Annotated in this window: 11 protein-coding genes; 4 read left to right on the forward strand and 7 right to left on the reverse strand. The window is 62.6% G+C overall.

Going from position 1 to position 13,084, the window contains the following annotated elements; translation table 11 throughout:
* Positions 1–5 precede the first annotated feature (5 nt).
* Positions 6–1,229 (forward strand): mandelate racemase/muconate lactonizing enzyme family protein, encoded by a 1,224-nt coding sequence (locus tag ACJJVR_RS12330; protein ID WP_405404959.1) that lies wholly within the window; start codon positions 6–8, stop codon positions 1,227–1,229.
* The gene (locus ACJJVR_RS12335) at positions 1,226–2,668 is read left to right on the forward strand and encodes an aldehyde dehydrogenase family protein (protein ID WP_405404960.1); all 1,443 of its coding nucleotides are present in this window, start codon (positions 1,226–1,228) and stop codon (positions 2,666–2,668) included. Before ACJJVR_RS12330 ends, ACJJVR_RS12335 begins: the two co-directional genes overlap by 4 nt.
* Before the next feature lie 73 nt (positions 2,669–2,741).
* Here ACJJVR_RS12335 and ACJJVR_RS12340 read toward each other — a convergent pair whose 3' ends face one another.
* The 6 genes from ACJJVR_RS12340 to ACJJVR_RS12365 form a co-directional block, all read right to left on the reverse strand.
* Complete coding sequence (locus ACJJVR_RS12340; RefSeq protein ID WP_405405407.1) at positions 2,742–3,728, reverse strand: NAD(P)-dependent oxidoreductase; 987 nt, start codon at positions 3,726–3,728, stop codon at positions 2,742–2,744.
* A 121-nt stretch (positions 3,729–3,849) separates the two neighbouring features.
* Positions 3,850–5,490 carry an ABC transporter ATP-binding protein gene (locus ACJJVR_RS12345; RefSeq protein ID WP_405404962.1) on the reverse strand — a complete coding sequence of 547 codons (1,641 nt, stop codon included), beginning with the start codon at positions 5,488–5,490 and terminating at the stop codon, positions 3,850–3,852.
* Positions 5,483–6,301: an ABC transporter permease gene (locus ACJJVR_RS12350; protein ID WP_405404963.1), complete on the reverse strand. Its 819-nt coding sequence runs from the start codon at positions 6,299–6,301 to the stop codon at positions 5,483–5,485. The genes ACJJVR_RS12345 and ACJJVR_RS12350 overlap by 8 nt, the downstream gene beginning before the upstream one ends.
* Positions 6,298–7,260, reverse strand: a complete 963-nt coding sequence (locus ACJJVR_RS12355; RefSeq protein ID WP_405405410.1) for an ABC transporter permease — start codon at positions 7,258–7,260, stop codon at positions 6,298–6,300. Before ACJJVR_RS12355 ends, ACJJVR_RS12350 begins: the two co-directional genes overlap by 4 nt.
* Before the next feature lies 1 nt (position 7,261).
* Positions 7,262–8,830, reverse strand: a complete 1,569-nt coding sequence (locus tag ACJJVR_RS12360) for an ABC transporter substrate-binding protein (RefSeq protein WP_405404965.1) — start codon at positions 8,828–8,830, stop codon at positions 7,262–7,264.
* A 494-nt stretch (positions 8,831–9,324) separates the two neighbouring features.
* Complete coding sequence (locus ACJJVR_RS12365) at positions 9,325–10,197, reverse strand: LysR substrate-binding domain-containing protein (protein ID WP_405404966.1); 873 nt, start codon at positions 10,195–10,197, stop codon at positions 9,325–9,327.
* Positions 10,198–10,335: 138 nt separating this feature from the next.
* On the opposite strand from ACJJVR_RS12365, the gene ACJJVR_RS12370 reads away from it, so the two are divergent.
* Together ACJJVR_RS12370 and ACJJVR_RS12375 are read left to right on the forward strand one after the other, a co-directional pair.
* The gene (locus ACJJVR_RS12370; RefSeq protein ID WP_405404968.1) at positions 10,336–11,487 is read left to right on the forward strand and encodes a TauD/TfdA family dioxygenase; all 1,152 of its coding nucleotides are present in this window, start codon (positions 10,336–10,338) and stop codon (positions 11,485–11,487) included.
* Positions 11,484–12,218 (forward strand): class II aldolase/adducin family protein, encoded by a 735-nt coding sequence (locus tag ACJJVR_RS12375; RefSeq protein ID WP_405404970.1) that lies wholly within the window; start codon positions 11,484–11,486, stop codon positions 12,216–12,218. Before ACJJVR_RS12370 ends, ACJJVR_RS12375 begins: the two co-directional genes overlap by 4 nt.
* On the opposite strand, the gene ACJJVR_RS12380 is transcribed toward ACJJVR_RS12375, so the two are convergent.
* Positions 12,158–13,081, reverse strand: a complete 924-nt coding sequence (locus tag ACJJVR_RS12380; protein ID WP_405404971.1) for a hypothetical protein — start codon at positions 13,079–13,081, stop codon at positions 12,158–12,160. The genes ACJJVR_RS12375 and ACJJVR_RS12380 overlap by 61 nt on opposite strands.
* Positions 13,082–13,084 lie beyond the last annotated feature (3 nt).

Here is a 13,084-nt window from a genome sequence, read left to right on the forward strand (position 1 = left end):
GACGCATGCGGCTCGATAAGCTGGAGACATTTGTCGTCGGGAACCCGCCGCCGCGGCATGGCGGGCGGTATTTCATCTTTGTGCGCCTGACCACGGCATGCGGGATCACCGGCGTCGGAGAGATCTATAACGCCACCTTTGGCCCGGAGGTCTGTTGCGCCATGGCGCAGGACATGTTCGCGCGACAGTTCGCGGGGGCCGATCCCCATCATGTCGAATTGCTGTTCCGCAAGGCCTACAGCGCCGGGTTCACCCAACGTCCCGATGTCAGCGTCATGGGCGTGTTCAGCGGGCTGGAGATGGCGTGCTGGGATATCGTCGGCAAGGCGGCGGACAAGCCGGTATACGAACTGTTGGGCGGGCGCGTTCATGACAGGTTGCGCAGCTATTCCTATATCTATCCCGCCAGCGGTGACGTCTATCCCGACCCGTCGCAGCCCAACGCCTATAACGATCCGGGCATCGCGGCAGAGGTGGCGCGGGGCATGGTCGACCAGGGCTTTACCGCGCTGAAGTTCGACCCTGCCGGACCCTATACCATATTTGACGGGCATCAGCCCCGGCTGGAGGATATCAGCCTCAGCGTCGCGTTCTGCCGGGAAATCCGCGCCGCCGTCGGCGACCGCGCCGATCTGCTGTTCGGAACGCACGGACAATTCACCGTGTCGGGCGCCAAGCGCATGGCGCGTGCGCTGGAGCCCTTTGATCCGCTGTGGTTCGAGGAACCTATTCCCCCCGAAAACCCCGCCGACATGGCGATCGTGTCGGCATTCACCTCGATCCCGGTGGCGGCGGGCGAGCGGCTGTGCACGAAATACGAATTCGCGCGGCTGCTGGAATCCGGCGCGGCGTCGATCCTGCAGATGAATCTGGGCCGCGTGGGTGGCCTGCTGGAGGCGAAAAAGATCGCCGGCATGGCCGAAACGCGGCAGGTGCAGATCGCGCCGCACCTGTATTGCGGGCCGATCGTCGCGGCCGCCAACATCCAGATCGCCGCCTGTTCGCCGAACTTCCTGATTCTGGAAAGCATCGGCACGTTCGAGGGCCCCTACATGCAGGCGGTCAAGGGGACGATCGAATGGGACAACGGCTATATCATTCCGTCCCGGGCTCCGGGCCTTGGGCTGGAACTGGACGACGATGCGATTGCAGCGATGCCCTATGTCGACACTGAACTGCATCTGACCATGGATCAGTTTCATGTTACCCCCCGTGGAGGAAAGCAATGATCACGCTAGACAAATTCTATATCAACGGCGCTTGGGTGGCACCTGTCGCGCAAGAGACCATGCCCATCGTCACGCCTTCCACCAACGCCCAGATCGGTACGTTGTCGCTGGGCAATGCCATGGATGTCGACCGCGCCGTTGCCGCCGCCAAGGCCGCGTTCGAGACATTCTCGATGACATCCAAAGAGGAACGTCTTGCCCTGCTGCGCAAGCTGGCAGAGGTGACGCGCGCAAGATTGGGCGATCTGGCCGCGGCGATCACGGCAGAGATGGGCGCCCCTGCAACCATGTCGCGCGACGCGCAGGCGGATTCGGGACTGGGCCATCTGGAAGCGTTCATCGCGGCGCTGGAGGCCCATGAGGACGAGGAAGTGCTGCCGAATGGCGATATCGTCAGCCGCGAACCGATCGGCGTCTGCGGGCTGATCACGCCGTGGAACTGGCCGGTCAACCAGATCGCCCTCAAGGTCGTTCCGGCCCTTGCGACCGGGGCGACCTGCGTGCTGAAACCGTCGGAATACACGCCGCTGTCCGCGCAGATCTATGCCGAACTGATACACGAGGCGGGCTATCCCGCGGGCGTCTTCAACCTGGTCTTTGGCGACGGCCCGTCGGTCGGCGCGGCGCTGTCGCGTCACCGGGATGTGGCCATGATGTCGTTCACCGGATCGACCCGGGCCGGCAGCGCCGTGTCGGTGGATGCCGCGCCGACGATCAAGCGCGTGACGCTGGAACTGGGTGGTAAATCGCCCAACCTGATCTTTGCCGACAGCGATGTCGCATCCGCGGTGACCGACGGTGTTCAACAGTGTTTCTACAACACGGGCCAGTCGTGCAACGCGCCGACCAAGATGCTGGTCGAACGCGCGGTCTATGACCAGGCGCTGTCCATCGCGCGCACTGTCGCTGAGGCGCAGATGGTCGGTGATCCGGAACAGGAGGGGGATCACATCGGCCCGCTTTTCAACCAGATCCAGTATGATCGCGTGCAGGAGTTGATCCAGACCGGCATCGCCGAGGGCACGCGGCTGCTGGCAGGCGGTCCGGGTCGCCCGGATGATTTGCCGACGGCGCTGCAGACGGGCTGGTTCGCGCGTCCGACGATATTCTGTGACGTCACGCCCCACATGACCGTCTGGCGCAAGGAGATTTTCGGGCCGGTTCTGATCATTTCGCCGTTCGACACCGAGGACGACGCGATCGCCATGGCCAACGACACGGAATATGGCCTTGACGCCTACCTGTCGACCACCGACGAGGCGCGCGCCCTGCGCGTCGCGCGGCGGCTGCGCGCCGGATCGATCCATATCAACGGGCACGCGACCGGCTATGGATCACCCTTTGGCGGGTTCAAGCAATCCGGCAACGGGCGCGAAGGCGGACGTTTCGGGCTGGAGGATTACCTGGAAACGAAAGTGCGCCCGCCCTTCGCGCTTTGATCTGCGCGACATCGTCAACGAAAAGAGCCGCCTGCAGATCGCAGGCGGCTTTTGTTTGGTGCTGATTTCCGGTCTATTCGGCCGGAACAGGCTGCTTTGCGCCAGCCGGGGCTGACAAGCCGGTCGGGATCACCTCATAGCCCGGTTCCTCGGGCTCGTCGTCGGTCAGTTCCGCAGGAAAGCCGGGCGCGCTGATGTGCAGGCCGGTGGCTTCTTCCAGACGACGGATGATGTTCGGCGACAGCTCACGCTCGCCAAAGCGGGCGATGCCATCATTGAAGATATCGACCATCAGCGGGCTGATCTCCAGGGGCACACCCAGGTTATCGGCGATCTTCTGGAACAGGCCGATGTCCTTTTTCACCAGGTCCATGGTAAAGGATACGTCACGCGATCCGTTCAGGATCAGCTGGCTTTCCGTTTCGTGCACGAATGACGTGCCCGACGAGATCTTCATCGCCTCATAGGTGGTGTTCATGTCCAGCCCGGCGGCCTTCATCGTGACCAATGCCTCGCAGCAGGTCAGCAGGTTCGCCGTCGCCAGATAGTTCGTCATGACCTTCAGAACCGATGCCGTGCCGATGTCACCGGTGTGCAGCACGCGGCGCCCCAATGTCGTCAGCGTCGGCAGCATGCGTTCGAACGTGGCGCGGTCGCAGCCGGCAAAGATCGAGATGTTGCCCGTATCCGCCCGGTGACAGCCGCCCGAAACGGGGCATTCCATCGCGGATCCGCCCTGTGCCTTGACCAGTGCGGCCAGACGCTTGACCTCGCTCTCGTCGGTCGTGGACATCTCCATCCAGATCTTGTCCGGCGTGACGGCGGGCAGCATCTCCTCGACCACGGCGGCGGATGCTGCGGGGGACGGCAGACAGGTGATGACCGCGTCGCAATCCTGCATCATCTGCAGGGGGCTGACGGCGGGATGGGCACCGCGCGCGACAAACGTCGCGACCAGCGCGGGGTTCAGGTCATGCACCGTCAGGTCGAACCCGTTGCGCAGCAAGCTGCCCGCAAGTTTGCCGCCCACGTTGCCAAGTCCGATAAAGCCGATTTTCATATACGATGTATCCTTGTCCGAAGCGCTGATCATTATCGCAACCAAGGTGGATCGGATCGTATTTTCAGTAAAGCAACGGCATTTGGCCCAATGGGTTATGATCCATTGGGCCCTGCGCGGTCTAGAGCGGCTTTGTCGCGCCGTCCTGTTGCCGGCTTGCGACAACGGTTTCCAACCAGCCGACCTGCATCTCCGGCACGGAGGCCAGCAAAAGCTTGGTATAGTCGTCAAAGGGCGGCGCAAGAACCTGCGATTTGGGACCATAGCGGACGACCTTGCCACGGTGCATCACGGCGATCTGGTCGGCGATGGCCTTTACCGTCGCCAGATCATGGGTGATGAACATATAGGCCACGCCCTCCTGTGCCTGCAGGTCCAGCAGCAGTTTCAGGATGCCGTCGGCGACCAGCGGGTCCAAGGCGGATGTGACCTCATCGCAGATGATCAGGCGGGGCTTGGCGGCCAGGGCACGGGCGATGCACACCCGCTGTTTCTGTCCCCCGGACAATTCCGCCGGATAGCGATCGATGAAGCCTTTGCCCATTTCGATCTGTTCCAGCAATTCCTGGACGCGGGCCCGTTTCGCCGCACCTTTGAGACCGAAATAGAACTCGAGCGGTCGCCCGATGATCGTGCCGACGGTATGGCGCGGGTTCATCGCCACGTCCGCCATTTGATAGATCATCTGCAGCTCGCGCAGGTCGTCGCGGGCGCGTCCATTCAGGGCAGACGACAGAACGCGGCCGTCGAAGGTGATGTCACCCGCAGATGGTGGCAGCAGCCCCGTGACGGCACGGGCCAGCGTCGATTTTCCTGAACCGCTCTCGCCGACAACGGCCAGCGTCTGACCCTGCGCGATCTGGACGTTCACATCCTTGAGAACGTCGAATGACAGACCCGGATAGCGGGCCGTCAGGTTGTTTATCGACAGCAGCGGCGGCGCCGGTTCCTTTTCGGTGTGATCGATCGACCGCACCGAGACAAGGGCGCGCGTATAATCTTCGCGCGGGGTCTCGATGATCTGGCGGACATCGGCATGTTCGACAGTCCTGCCCGATTTCAGGACCATGATCTCGTCCGAGACCTGCGCCACGACCGCAAGGTCATGGGTGATGTACAGCGCGGCAACCCCGGTGTCGTGGATGGCCTTTTTGATCGCCGACAGCACGTCGATCTGGGTGGTCACGTCCAACGCGGTTGTCGGTTCGTCAAAGATCACCAGCGACGGTTGCGGGCACAGCGCCATGGCGGTCATCACGCGCTGCAACTGTCCGCCCGACACCTGGTGCGGATAGCGCTGTCCGATGGTCTCCGGGTCCGGCAGCCCCAGTTGCCCGAACAGTGCGATGGCACGCGCCTCGGCCTCGGCGCGGGTGGCCAGACGGTGGCGGACCGTCGCCTCGACCACCTGGTCCATCAGCCGCATCGCCGGGTTGAAGGCCGCAGCGGCGGATTGGGCGACATAGGTCACCTCGGATCCGCGCAGGGCACGCAAGCCCCCCGAACCCTCCTTCAGGATGTCCCGGCCGTTCAGGAACACCTGACCGCCGGTGATCCGCACGCCGCCACGGCCATAGGCCATGGCCGACAGGCCGATGGTGGATTTGCCCGCACCGGATTCCCCGATCAGTCCCAGCACCTTGCCCTTTTTCAGGGCAAAGGAGACACCGTGCACGATCGAAATGTCGGTTGGCGCGGCATCGGGGGGGTAAACGGTCGCGCCGATCGTCAGGTCGCGTACATCAAGCAGGATGTCATCCATCCCTGCCTCCTTTCAGGCTGGCGGTGCGGCTGAGGACCCAGTCGGCCACCAGATTGACGGAAATCGCCAGCGTCGCGATGGCAAAGGCGGGGATCAGCGCGGCAGGGATGCCATAGACGATGCCGTCCTTGTTCTCCTTGACGATGCCACCCCAATCGGCCAGCGGCGGCTGCACCCCAAGGCCCAGGAACGACAGGGTCGAGATGAACAGCACCATGAAGATGAACCGCAGCCCCATTTCCGCGATCAGCGGCGACAGGGCATTTGGCAGGATCTCGTGAAAGATGATCCAGCGGTTGCCCTCGCCGCGCAGTTTCGCGGCCTCGACATAGTCCATGACGGTGATGTCGACGGCAACGGCGCGCGACAGGCGAAAGACGCGGGACGCATCCAGCAGGCCCATGACGACGATCAGCACGGGCAGGGTGACCGGCATGACCGACAGCACCACCAGCGCAAAGATCAGCGCCGGGATCGACATGACCAGGTCGATGAACCGCGACAGCGCCTGATCGATCCAGCCACCCGCGACGGCGGCCGTCAGCCCCAGGATGGAGCCTACCGTAAAGCTGAGGATCGTGGCGGCGGTGGCGACAAAGATCGTCGTCTGCCCGCCAAAGATGATCCGGCTGAGGAGGTCGCGGCCGATGTTGTCGGTGCCCAGCCAATGGGCTGACGATGCCGGCTCCCAGACGTCACCGACGACCTCGGCCATGCCGTATGGTGCGATGGCGCCGGCAAAGATCGCGCCAAAGAAATACAGCGACACAAAGCCAAGCCCGATCAGGGCGGAAATCGGAATACCCTTCATTTCGGATGCCTCAGGCGTGGGTTGGACACGATCGACACGATGTCGGCAACCATGTTGAGGCCGATATAGACGGCGGCGAAAACCAGGCCGCAGGCCTGCACGACGGGGACATCACGTTTGGTGACGTGATCGATCAGGTACTGGCCCATGCCGGGAAAGACGAACACGACCTCGACCACGACGACGCCCACGATCAGGTAGGCCATGTTCAGCATGACCACGTTGACCACCGGCGCGATGGCATTCGGGAATGCGTGGCGGGCGATCACGGTGATCGGACGCAGGCCTTTCAGCTCTGCTGTCTCGATATAGGCTGATTGCATCACGTTCAGGATTGCGGCCCGCGTCATGCGCATCATGTGGCCCAGCACGACCAGCACCAGGACCAGAACCGGGATCGCCACGGCATTCAGCTTTTCGCCCAGGCTCATGCTGTCATAGATCGTGGAGACCGACGGAAAGACGCGGAACTGAACCGTCAGCAGGAACATCGCGATATAGCCGAGCATGAATTCCGGGATCGACACCGATGTCAGTGTGATGCCGGAAATCACCTTGTCCGGCCACTGTCCGCGATAGCGCACGGCGATGACGCCCAGGATGATCGCCAGCGGCACGGCGATGATCGCGGCGCAGGATGCAAGAAACAGCGTGTTGGCAAGCCGTCCCGACATGGCCGTCCAGATGTCCTGACCGTTGGTCAGCGCGGTGCCCAGGTCACCGTGCAGAATACCGGTCAGCCAGTCGACATAGCGCGTCAGGGCAGGCTCGTTCAGGCCGAGTTCAGCACGCAGGTTGGCAAGGGCTTGCGGCGTCGCGCCCTGACCAAGAATGGATTGGGCCACATCGCCGGGAAGGATCTCGGTTCCCACGAAGATCAAGGCAGACGCGGCCAGCAGCAAAAGGAGGCCCAGCGATAAACGCAGGGCCAACAATATGACGATCGGACTGCGCTGCACGTCAGGCAACCAGCCAGGTCTTGTGCGGAGCCAGTCCGTTCATGGTGTCCTGACCGCCATCGGCGACCCAGCCCTGGACGTCGTTGCTGATGGCTTCGACAAAGTCGTTGAACATCGGCACGATGACGCCGCCTTCGTCATGCAGGATCGCCGCCATCTTGGCATAGGTTCCGACGCGCGTGGCGGGGTCCAGTTCGGCACGGGCCTGCATCAGCAGGTCGTCGAACTCGGGGTTCGTAAAGCGCGTGTCGTTCCAGTCGGCGGTCGACAGATAGGCCGTCGAATACATCTGGTCCTGAACCGGGCGTCCGCCCCAGTAGGATGCGCAGAACGGTTCCTTGTTCCAGACCTCGGACCAGTAGCCGTCATTGGGGACGCGCTGAATCTCCAGCGGGATGCCGGCGGCGGCTGCGGATTGCTGGAATAGTGCTGCTGCATCGACGGCGCCGGGGAACGCGGTATCCGCGACCTTCAGCACGATCGGGCTGCCGTCATGGCCGGACGCCTTGTAGTGTTCGGCGGCCTTTTCGATGTCAAAGGTTCGCTGGGGCAGGGTTTCCTCGAACAGCGGATAGGCGGCGTTGATCGGAATGTCGTTTCCGATCGTGCCATAACCCTGCAGGATCTTGTCGACCATCTCGGCGCGGTTCACGGCAAATTTCAGGGCGAGACGCAGGTCGCGGTTGTCGAACGGCGCCGTGTCGGTGTGCATGGCAAAGATATAGTGACCACGGCCGGGGACGTTCTTGACCTCCAGGTTCGGGGCACGGTTCAGCAGGGCCGCGACCTTGGGCTCGACCAGGTTGGCGATATGGACCTGGCCGGACTGCAATGCCGCCATCCGAGCGGTGGAATCGTTGATGATCAGGAACTCGACCGCGTCATAGTGACCGCGCGTGCTGTCCCAATAGGTCGCGTGCTTTTCGAACGTATAGCGGACGCCGGGTTCATGCGCGGTCAGCTTGTACGCGCCGGCGCCGATGCCGGACGCCGGGTCGTCGCGCCCGCCGTTCGGCTGGATCTGCAGGTGATAGTCGGACATCAGATAGGGCAGGTCGGCATTCGGCGTGCTCAGCGTGACCTCGACCCAGTCGCCGTCGACACGCATCGATTCGATGCCCTGCATGATGCCAAGGGCGCCGGACTGGGATTCCTCGTCCGAATGGCGTTCCAGCGTGGCCAACACGTCCTCGGGCGTCAGGACCGCGCCATCGTGGAACTCGACCCCCTGGCGGATCTTGAAGCGCCAGACCTTGGCTTCGGGATCGCTTTCGACCGCTTCGGCGACGCGCATTTCCAACGCTCCGTCGGCTGCAACATCGACCAGCGGTTCTCCCAGGATGCGCATCAGGTGGAACGTCACAGAGTTCGCGGCAATCGCCGGGTCGAGGCTGTCAGTGGTGCCGCCGCCGCCCAGGGCCATCTTCAGCGTGCCACCCTTCACGGGCTCCTGCGCAAAGGCACCGGTCGCCATGATCGTGCTGCCGAACGCGGCGGTCATCGCAAGGGCAGACGCGCGACCCAGGAAGGAGCGGCGATTGATCCCATTGTTCTGGAGGATGTTTTTCATATTACGATTTCCCTGTTCTCTGTTTTTTTTGTTGTGTATCCGACACCTGCCAAACGGCAGGTACGGGCCATGTGTCGTCGTCAGTCATCAGCCGTCGATCAGGCCGTTGCGCAAAGCAAACATGCCTTGGGGGTGGCCGGAAACATTGCGGGCATCTGGTGTCGGGTCGGCGCATCACGCGCTGCAGAGCCCCTGAACGGACATCTGCAGGGCGCCACTGTTTTCATACCATATTCCCATTGCGGAAACAGACCCGGGACAGTGCGAAACGCGTCACGTCGATCTCTTCTCTGGTAACTCTATCGTAGTCATTCAAGATTTGTGACCAAGTTGGGTCAGATCGAAACCGCAGTAAAGCAACGACATTTGACCCAATGGGGTTGCTGAACTATTTGCTGGGGTCTGATCTGATGCTGTGCAGAAAATGTACAAACGCTGTCCGTTTTGGGTGCAGGGCGGCTGAGCGCCCTATGGGAGTGCAGGCATCAAGCGCGCTAGAGCGAATCGTCCAGCCCGGTGATCCATTTCAGAAAGCTGCGTCCGCTGGCGGACAAATCATCTGCTGCGGTGACATAGTATGCGGTTCCCAAATCTACGCCGCCATCCGGCCAAGGTGCAAGGGCCCCGTCGCGCACGCCATTTCCAGTGATCGATCGCCACCCCAGCATCATCCCGCGTCCGTCCAGCACCGCCTGCGCCGCCTGCACATAATTGTTGAAACTTTGCCCGACCATGTTGTGACGGGTGATACCCCGCAACCTCAGATAATCCTCCCACCCGGCCCAATGTTGATTGTTCTGGCTGCGGACGTGGATCAGGGGCGCGGTGTCCAGACCGATCCGGTCGGAAAGCAGGCGCGCGACCAGATCGGGCGCGCCGACCGGGCAGACCTGTTCGGGGAACAACTGCTGTGTCTGGCCCTCCCTCCAGCCTCCGACACCATAGCGCAGGGCGATGTCAACGCCTGGCGCAAGAACCGGCAGGTCGGTGGCCGGTGCCTGCACATTCACGGTGATGTCGGGAAATTCGGCATAAAACGCGGGCAACCGCGGCATCAACCAATAGCTGGCCATCCCAAGGGTGCATGACACCGTCACCTGCAGGTTGGCGGTGTCATGCAGGGCGCGGATGTGGTCCACCGCCGCCGTGATCTGTCCCAAGCCACCGCGCACGGCACGGGCCAGGATATCGCCGGTTTCTGTCAGTCGGGCGGGGCGGACACTGCGATCGATAAGCGGCGCGCCGATGTAATCCTCCAGCGCAGTCAGCGCCTGGCTGACCGCAGGCTGCGTGACGTTCAGCTTCAGCGCAGCCTCTCTCATGGAGCCATGACGCGACACCGCCTCGAAGGTCGTCAGCAAGCGCAAGGGGGGCAGTCGATCCATCGGGGTAACTTAACCTGTGGCTTAATCTACTTTCAGCTTAACCGGTCTTTTGACACAAGAGAAACTCTGAAATGGTGTCGGTGACCCAACCTCCCCCCTCCAGACATGCAGAGCATTCAGATGAACGAGATGACAGCACCGACCTCTTCCGCCCCGCAGGTTGTCACACTGAAGGCCAAGGGGCTGGACGTGACCCTGTCCGATGGCAGCGCGCACTATTTCAATTACTATTGGCTGCGGGACAACTGCCCCACATCGTTCAACGCCAACACCAGAGAGCGGTCGTTCGACATCTTTCACCTCGCCACCGGCCCCGTCGCCAAGGCCGCGATGATCGAGAACGATGCCCTTGTGATCTCATGGGCCGACGAGGACCACGTCACGCGCTTTCCGCTTGGCTGGCTGGAAGCGTACTCCACGCCCACCCCGCGCGCCGATCCGGCGGATCTGCCCCGCGTCGCGTGGTTCGGCGACCATTATCCGGATGTACCGCGCTTCTCGCAGCCCGATCTTGTCGCCGATCCCGAAACGCGCGCAAAGTGGATCGAGGCGCTGATCGTCGAGGGTTTCGCCATCGTCACCGACATGCCCGACAGCGATGCCGGGCTGACCGAGACCGCCAATCTGATCGGCCAGGTGCGCCCGACCTTCTTTGGCGATTACTTTGACGTACGCACGCATATCAAACCGACGAACACCGCCTATACCGCCGCCGCGCTGGAGCTGCACACCGACACCCCGGCCGAGGAACACGCCCCGGGCGTCCAGTTCCTGCACTGCCGCGCGAACACCGTCGCCGGCGGCCAGAGCATCTACAGCGACGGCGTGGCGGTCGCGAACGCCTTCCGCGAACGCGATCCCGAAGGGTTCCGCCTGCTGTCCGAGGTCGCGATTCCCTTTTATTGCGAACACGACACCTATGACATGCGCTCGCGTCAGACCGTGATCGAGCTGGACGAACGCGGCGAGGTGACGGGCCTGACGATCAGCCAGCACATGGCCGATATCTTTGATCTCGATCAGACCGTTCTGGACAGCTATTACCCCGCATTCTGCAACTTTGGCAGAATGCTGCAGGAGGACCGCTACATGATGCGGTTCCTGATGAAGGCCGGCGAATGCATGGTCTTTGACAACCACCGCATCGTGCATGGCCGCGCTGCCTATTCGGCGGACAGCGGGTCGCGTTACCTGCGCGGCTGCTATGTCGATCGCGGAGAGATGCGGTCCACCTATCGCGCTCTGGTCAGCAAGGGCAGGTTCGCGGAATGAATGTGCAAACATCCGTCACCCCGGACGTGGCCGCGCTGCGCCGGGACCTGTCGGACGCCTTTCGCATCTGCCACCAGTTCGGGTGGAGCGAATCCGTCGGCAACCACTTCAGCGCCGCCGCCTCTGGCGACGGTGCGCAGTTTCTGCTCAATCCGAAATGGCAGCATTTCGCGACGATCGGTCCCGACGATCTTTTGCTGCTGGACAGCCGCAATGCTGCGGCGACGACCGGGCCCGATGCACCCGATGCATCGGCCTGGTGCATCCACGGCACGATCCATCGCCGTCGGCCAGAGGCGCGGGTCGTGCTGCATTGCCATTCGCCCTATGCGACGGCACTGGCGTGCCTGAAGGACCCGACGGTGGTGCCGATCGACAACAACACGGCGCGGTTCTATGGCCGCACGGCGTATGATCTGTCCTTTGGTGGTATCGCCGACGCCGCAGAAGAGGGCGAGCGCATCGCCGAAGCTATCGGAACCAAGGCGGTGCTGGTGATGGGCAATCACGGGGTCACCGTGGTCGGTGAAACCGTCGCCGATGCATTCGAGGACCTGTATTTCTTTGAAAGGGCCGCGCAAACTCTGATTCTGGCGAAATCGAGCGGTGACCCGTTGGCGATATTGTCGGATGCCGTTGCTCAGAACACCGCTGATGGCTGGCGTGATTATCAGGGCATGGCCGCAAGGCATTTTGATTTCCTGAGAAGCCAACTGCCATCGTTGAACTGACAGGCCAGTCCGCTCACGTTTCCACAGCCGGGCAGCGTCACCCGACCGTTGCCGCGCATCCACTGTGGACGGTGCCCGGAGGTCGCTGAGGGCATCGCCTGTGGCAGCCTGTCGTTCCCAGTGTTGAATTGACCCATGGCGGTCGGCTGTTCGCCATGGGCGGTGAATGCCGCCCGTGGTCGTTGGTCGGGATCGATCGGGACATACCGCGCGGTCATGGTTTCATCCGTCCCATGTCTGCAGGCAGCCCCATTCACCAACAAACGATCCGCCTTGCCGTGGTCGAACATGACGTTGGTGATACATCCCCATCGCCATGCGCCAGGGTTCAGGCCTCTCCCGGCCCCGGACCGTCGGGGGAGGTAGCGAGCCAGTTGCACGGCATTGATCGATGGCCATGATTCCGGGTGCGCCGAGGTGATGGGAACATCATCCGGGGCGATAGACAGACAGCCTCCAAACGGCTTCGGATCAGCCAATCCCGCATTCCGCAGATCAGCCAGCCCACGATCGATATGCGCCATCGAAAGCCGTACCGCATTCAGCGGCCAGTGATGTCGACGGACCCGACCTGACAGGGGGGCGCTCAGTGCTGGAGCGGCAATGTGGCCTTGGTTACCGCCGATGCATTTGGCCGTTTTCGGTCGACCCTGTCGGCGGCGTTGTCCGGAACGCGGTTGTCGGGCGACGGGTCCGGCGGGCGTGGAACGCCGGATGATCAACACCGGCTCCGACAGGCGCACCGCCTTATGGCCGCAGGGTTGGTCCACAGAACTACGGGGCAATGATGGCGTGCGTTGCAGGCCGTCGGTCGGCGTGGCGATGACGACCAGCAAACCGGGGTTTGATGGCAGCGCGGCCATTCA

It is taken from the genome of Paracoccus sp. Ld10 (genome assembly GCF_045064235.1).
GTDB lineage: Bacteria > Pseudomonadota > Alphaproteobacteria > Rhodobacterales > Rhodobacteraceae > Paracoccus.

Excerpts from the sequence above, each read along its gene's own strand:
- ACJJVR_RS12330 (WP_405404959.1), top strand. The coding sequence starts at position 6 with ATGCGGCTCGATAAGCTGGAGACATTTGTCGTCGGGAACCCGCCGCCG.
- ACJJVR_RS12335 (WP_405404960.1), top strand. The coding sequence starts at position 1,226 with ATGATCACGCTAGACAAATTCTATATCAACGGCGCTTGGGTGGCACCT.
- ACJJVR_RS12340 (WP_405405407.1), bottom strand. The coding sequence starts at position 3,728 with ATGAAAATCGGCTTTATCGGACTTGGCAACGTGGGCGGCAAACTTGCG.
- ACJJVR_RS12345 (WP_405404962.1), bottom strand. The coding sequence starts at position 5,490 with ATGGATGACATCCTGCTTGATGTACGCGACCTGACGATCGGCGCGACC.
- ACJJVR_RS12350 (WP_405404963.1), bottom strand. The coding sequence starts at position 6,301 with ATGAAGGGTATTCCGATTTCCGCCCTGATCGGGCTTGGCTTTGTGTCG.
- ACJJVR_RS12360 (WP_405404965.1), bottom strand. The coding sequence starts at position 8,830 with ATGAAAAACATCCTCCAGAACAATGGGATCAATCGCCGCTCCTTCCTG.
- ACJJVR_RS12370 (WP_405404968.1), top strand. The coding sequence starts at position 10,336 with ATGAACGAGATGACAGCACCGACCTCTTCCGCCCCGCAGGTTGTCACA.
- ACJJVR_RS12375 (WP_405404970.1), top strand. The coding sequence starts at position 11,484 with ATGAATGTGCAAACATCCGTCACCCCGGACGTGGCCGCGCTGCGCCGG.
- ACJJVR_RS12380 (WP_405404971.1), bottom strand. The coding sequence starts at position 13,081 with ATGGCCGCGCTGCCATCAAACCCCGGTTTGCTGGTCGTCATCGCCACG.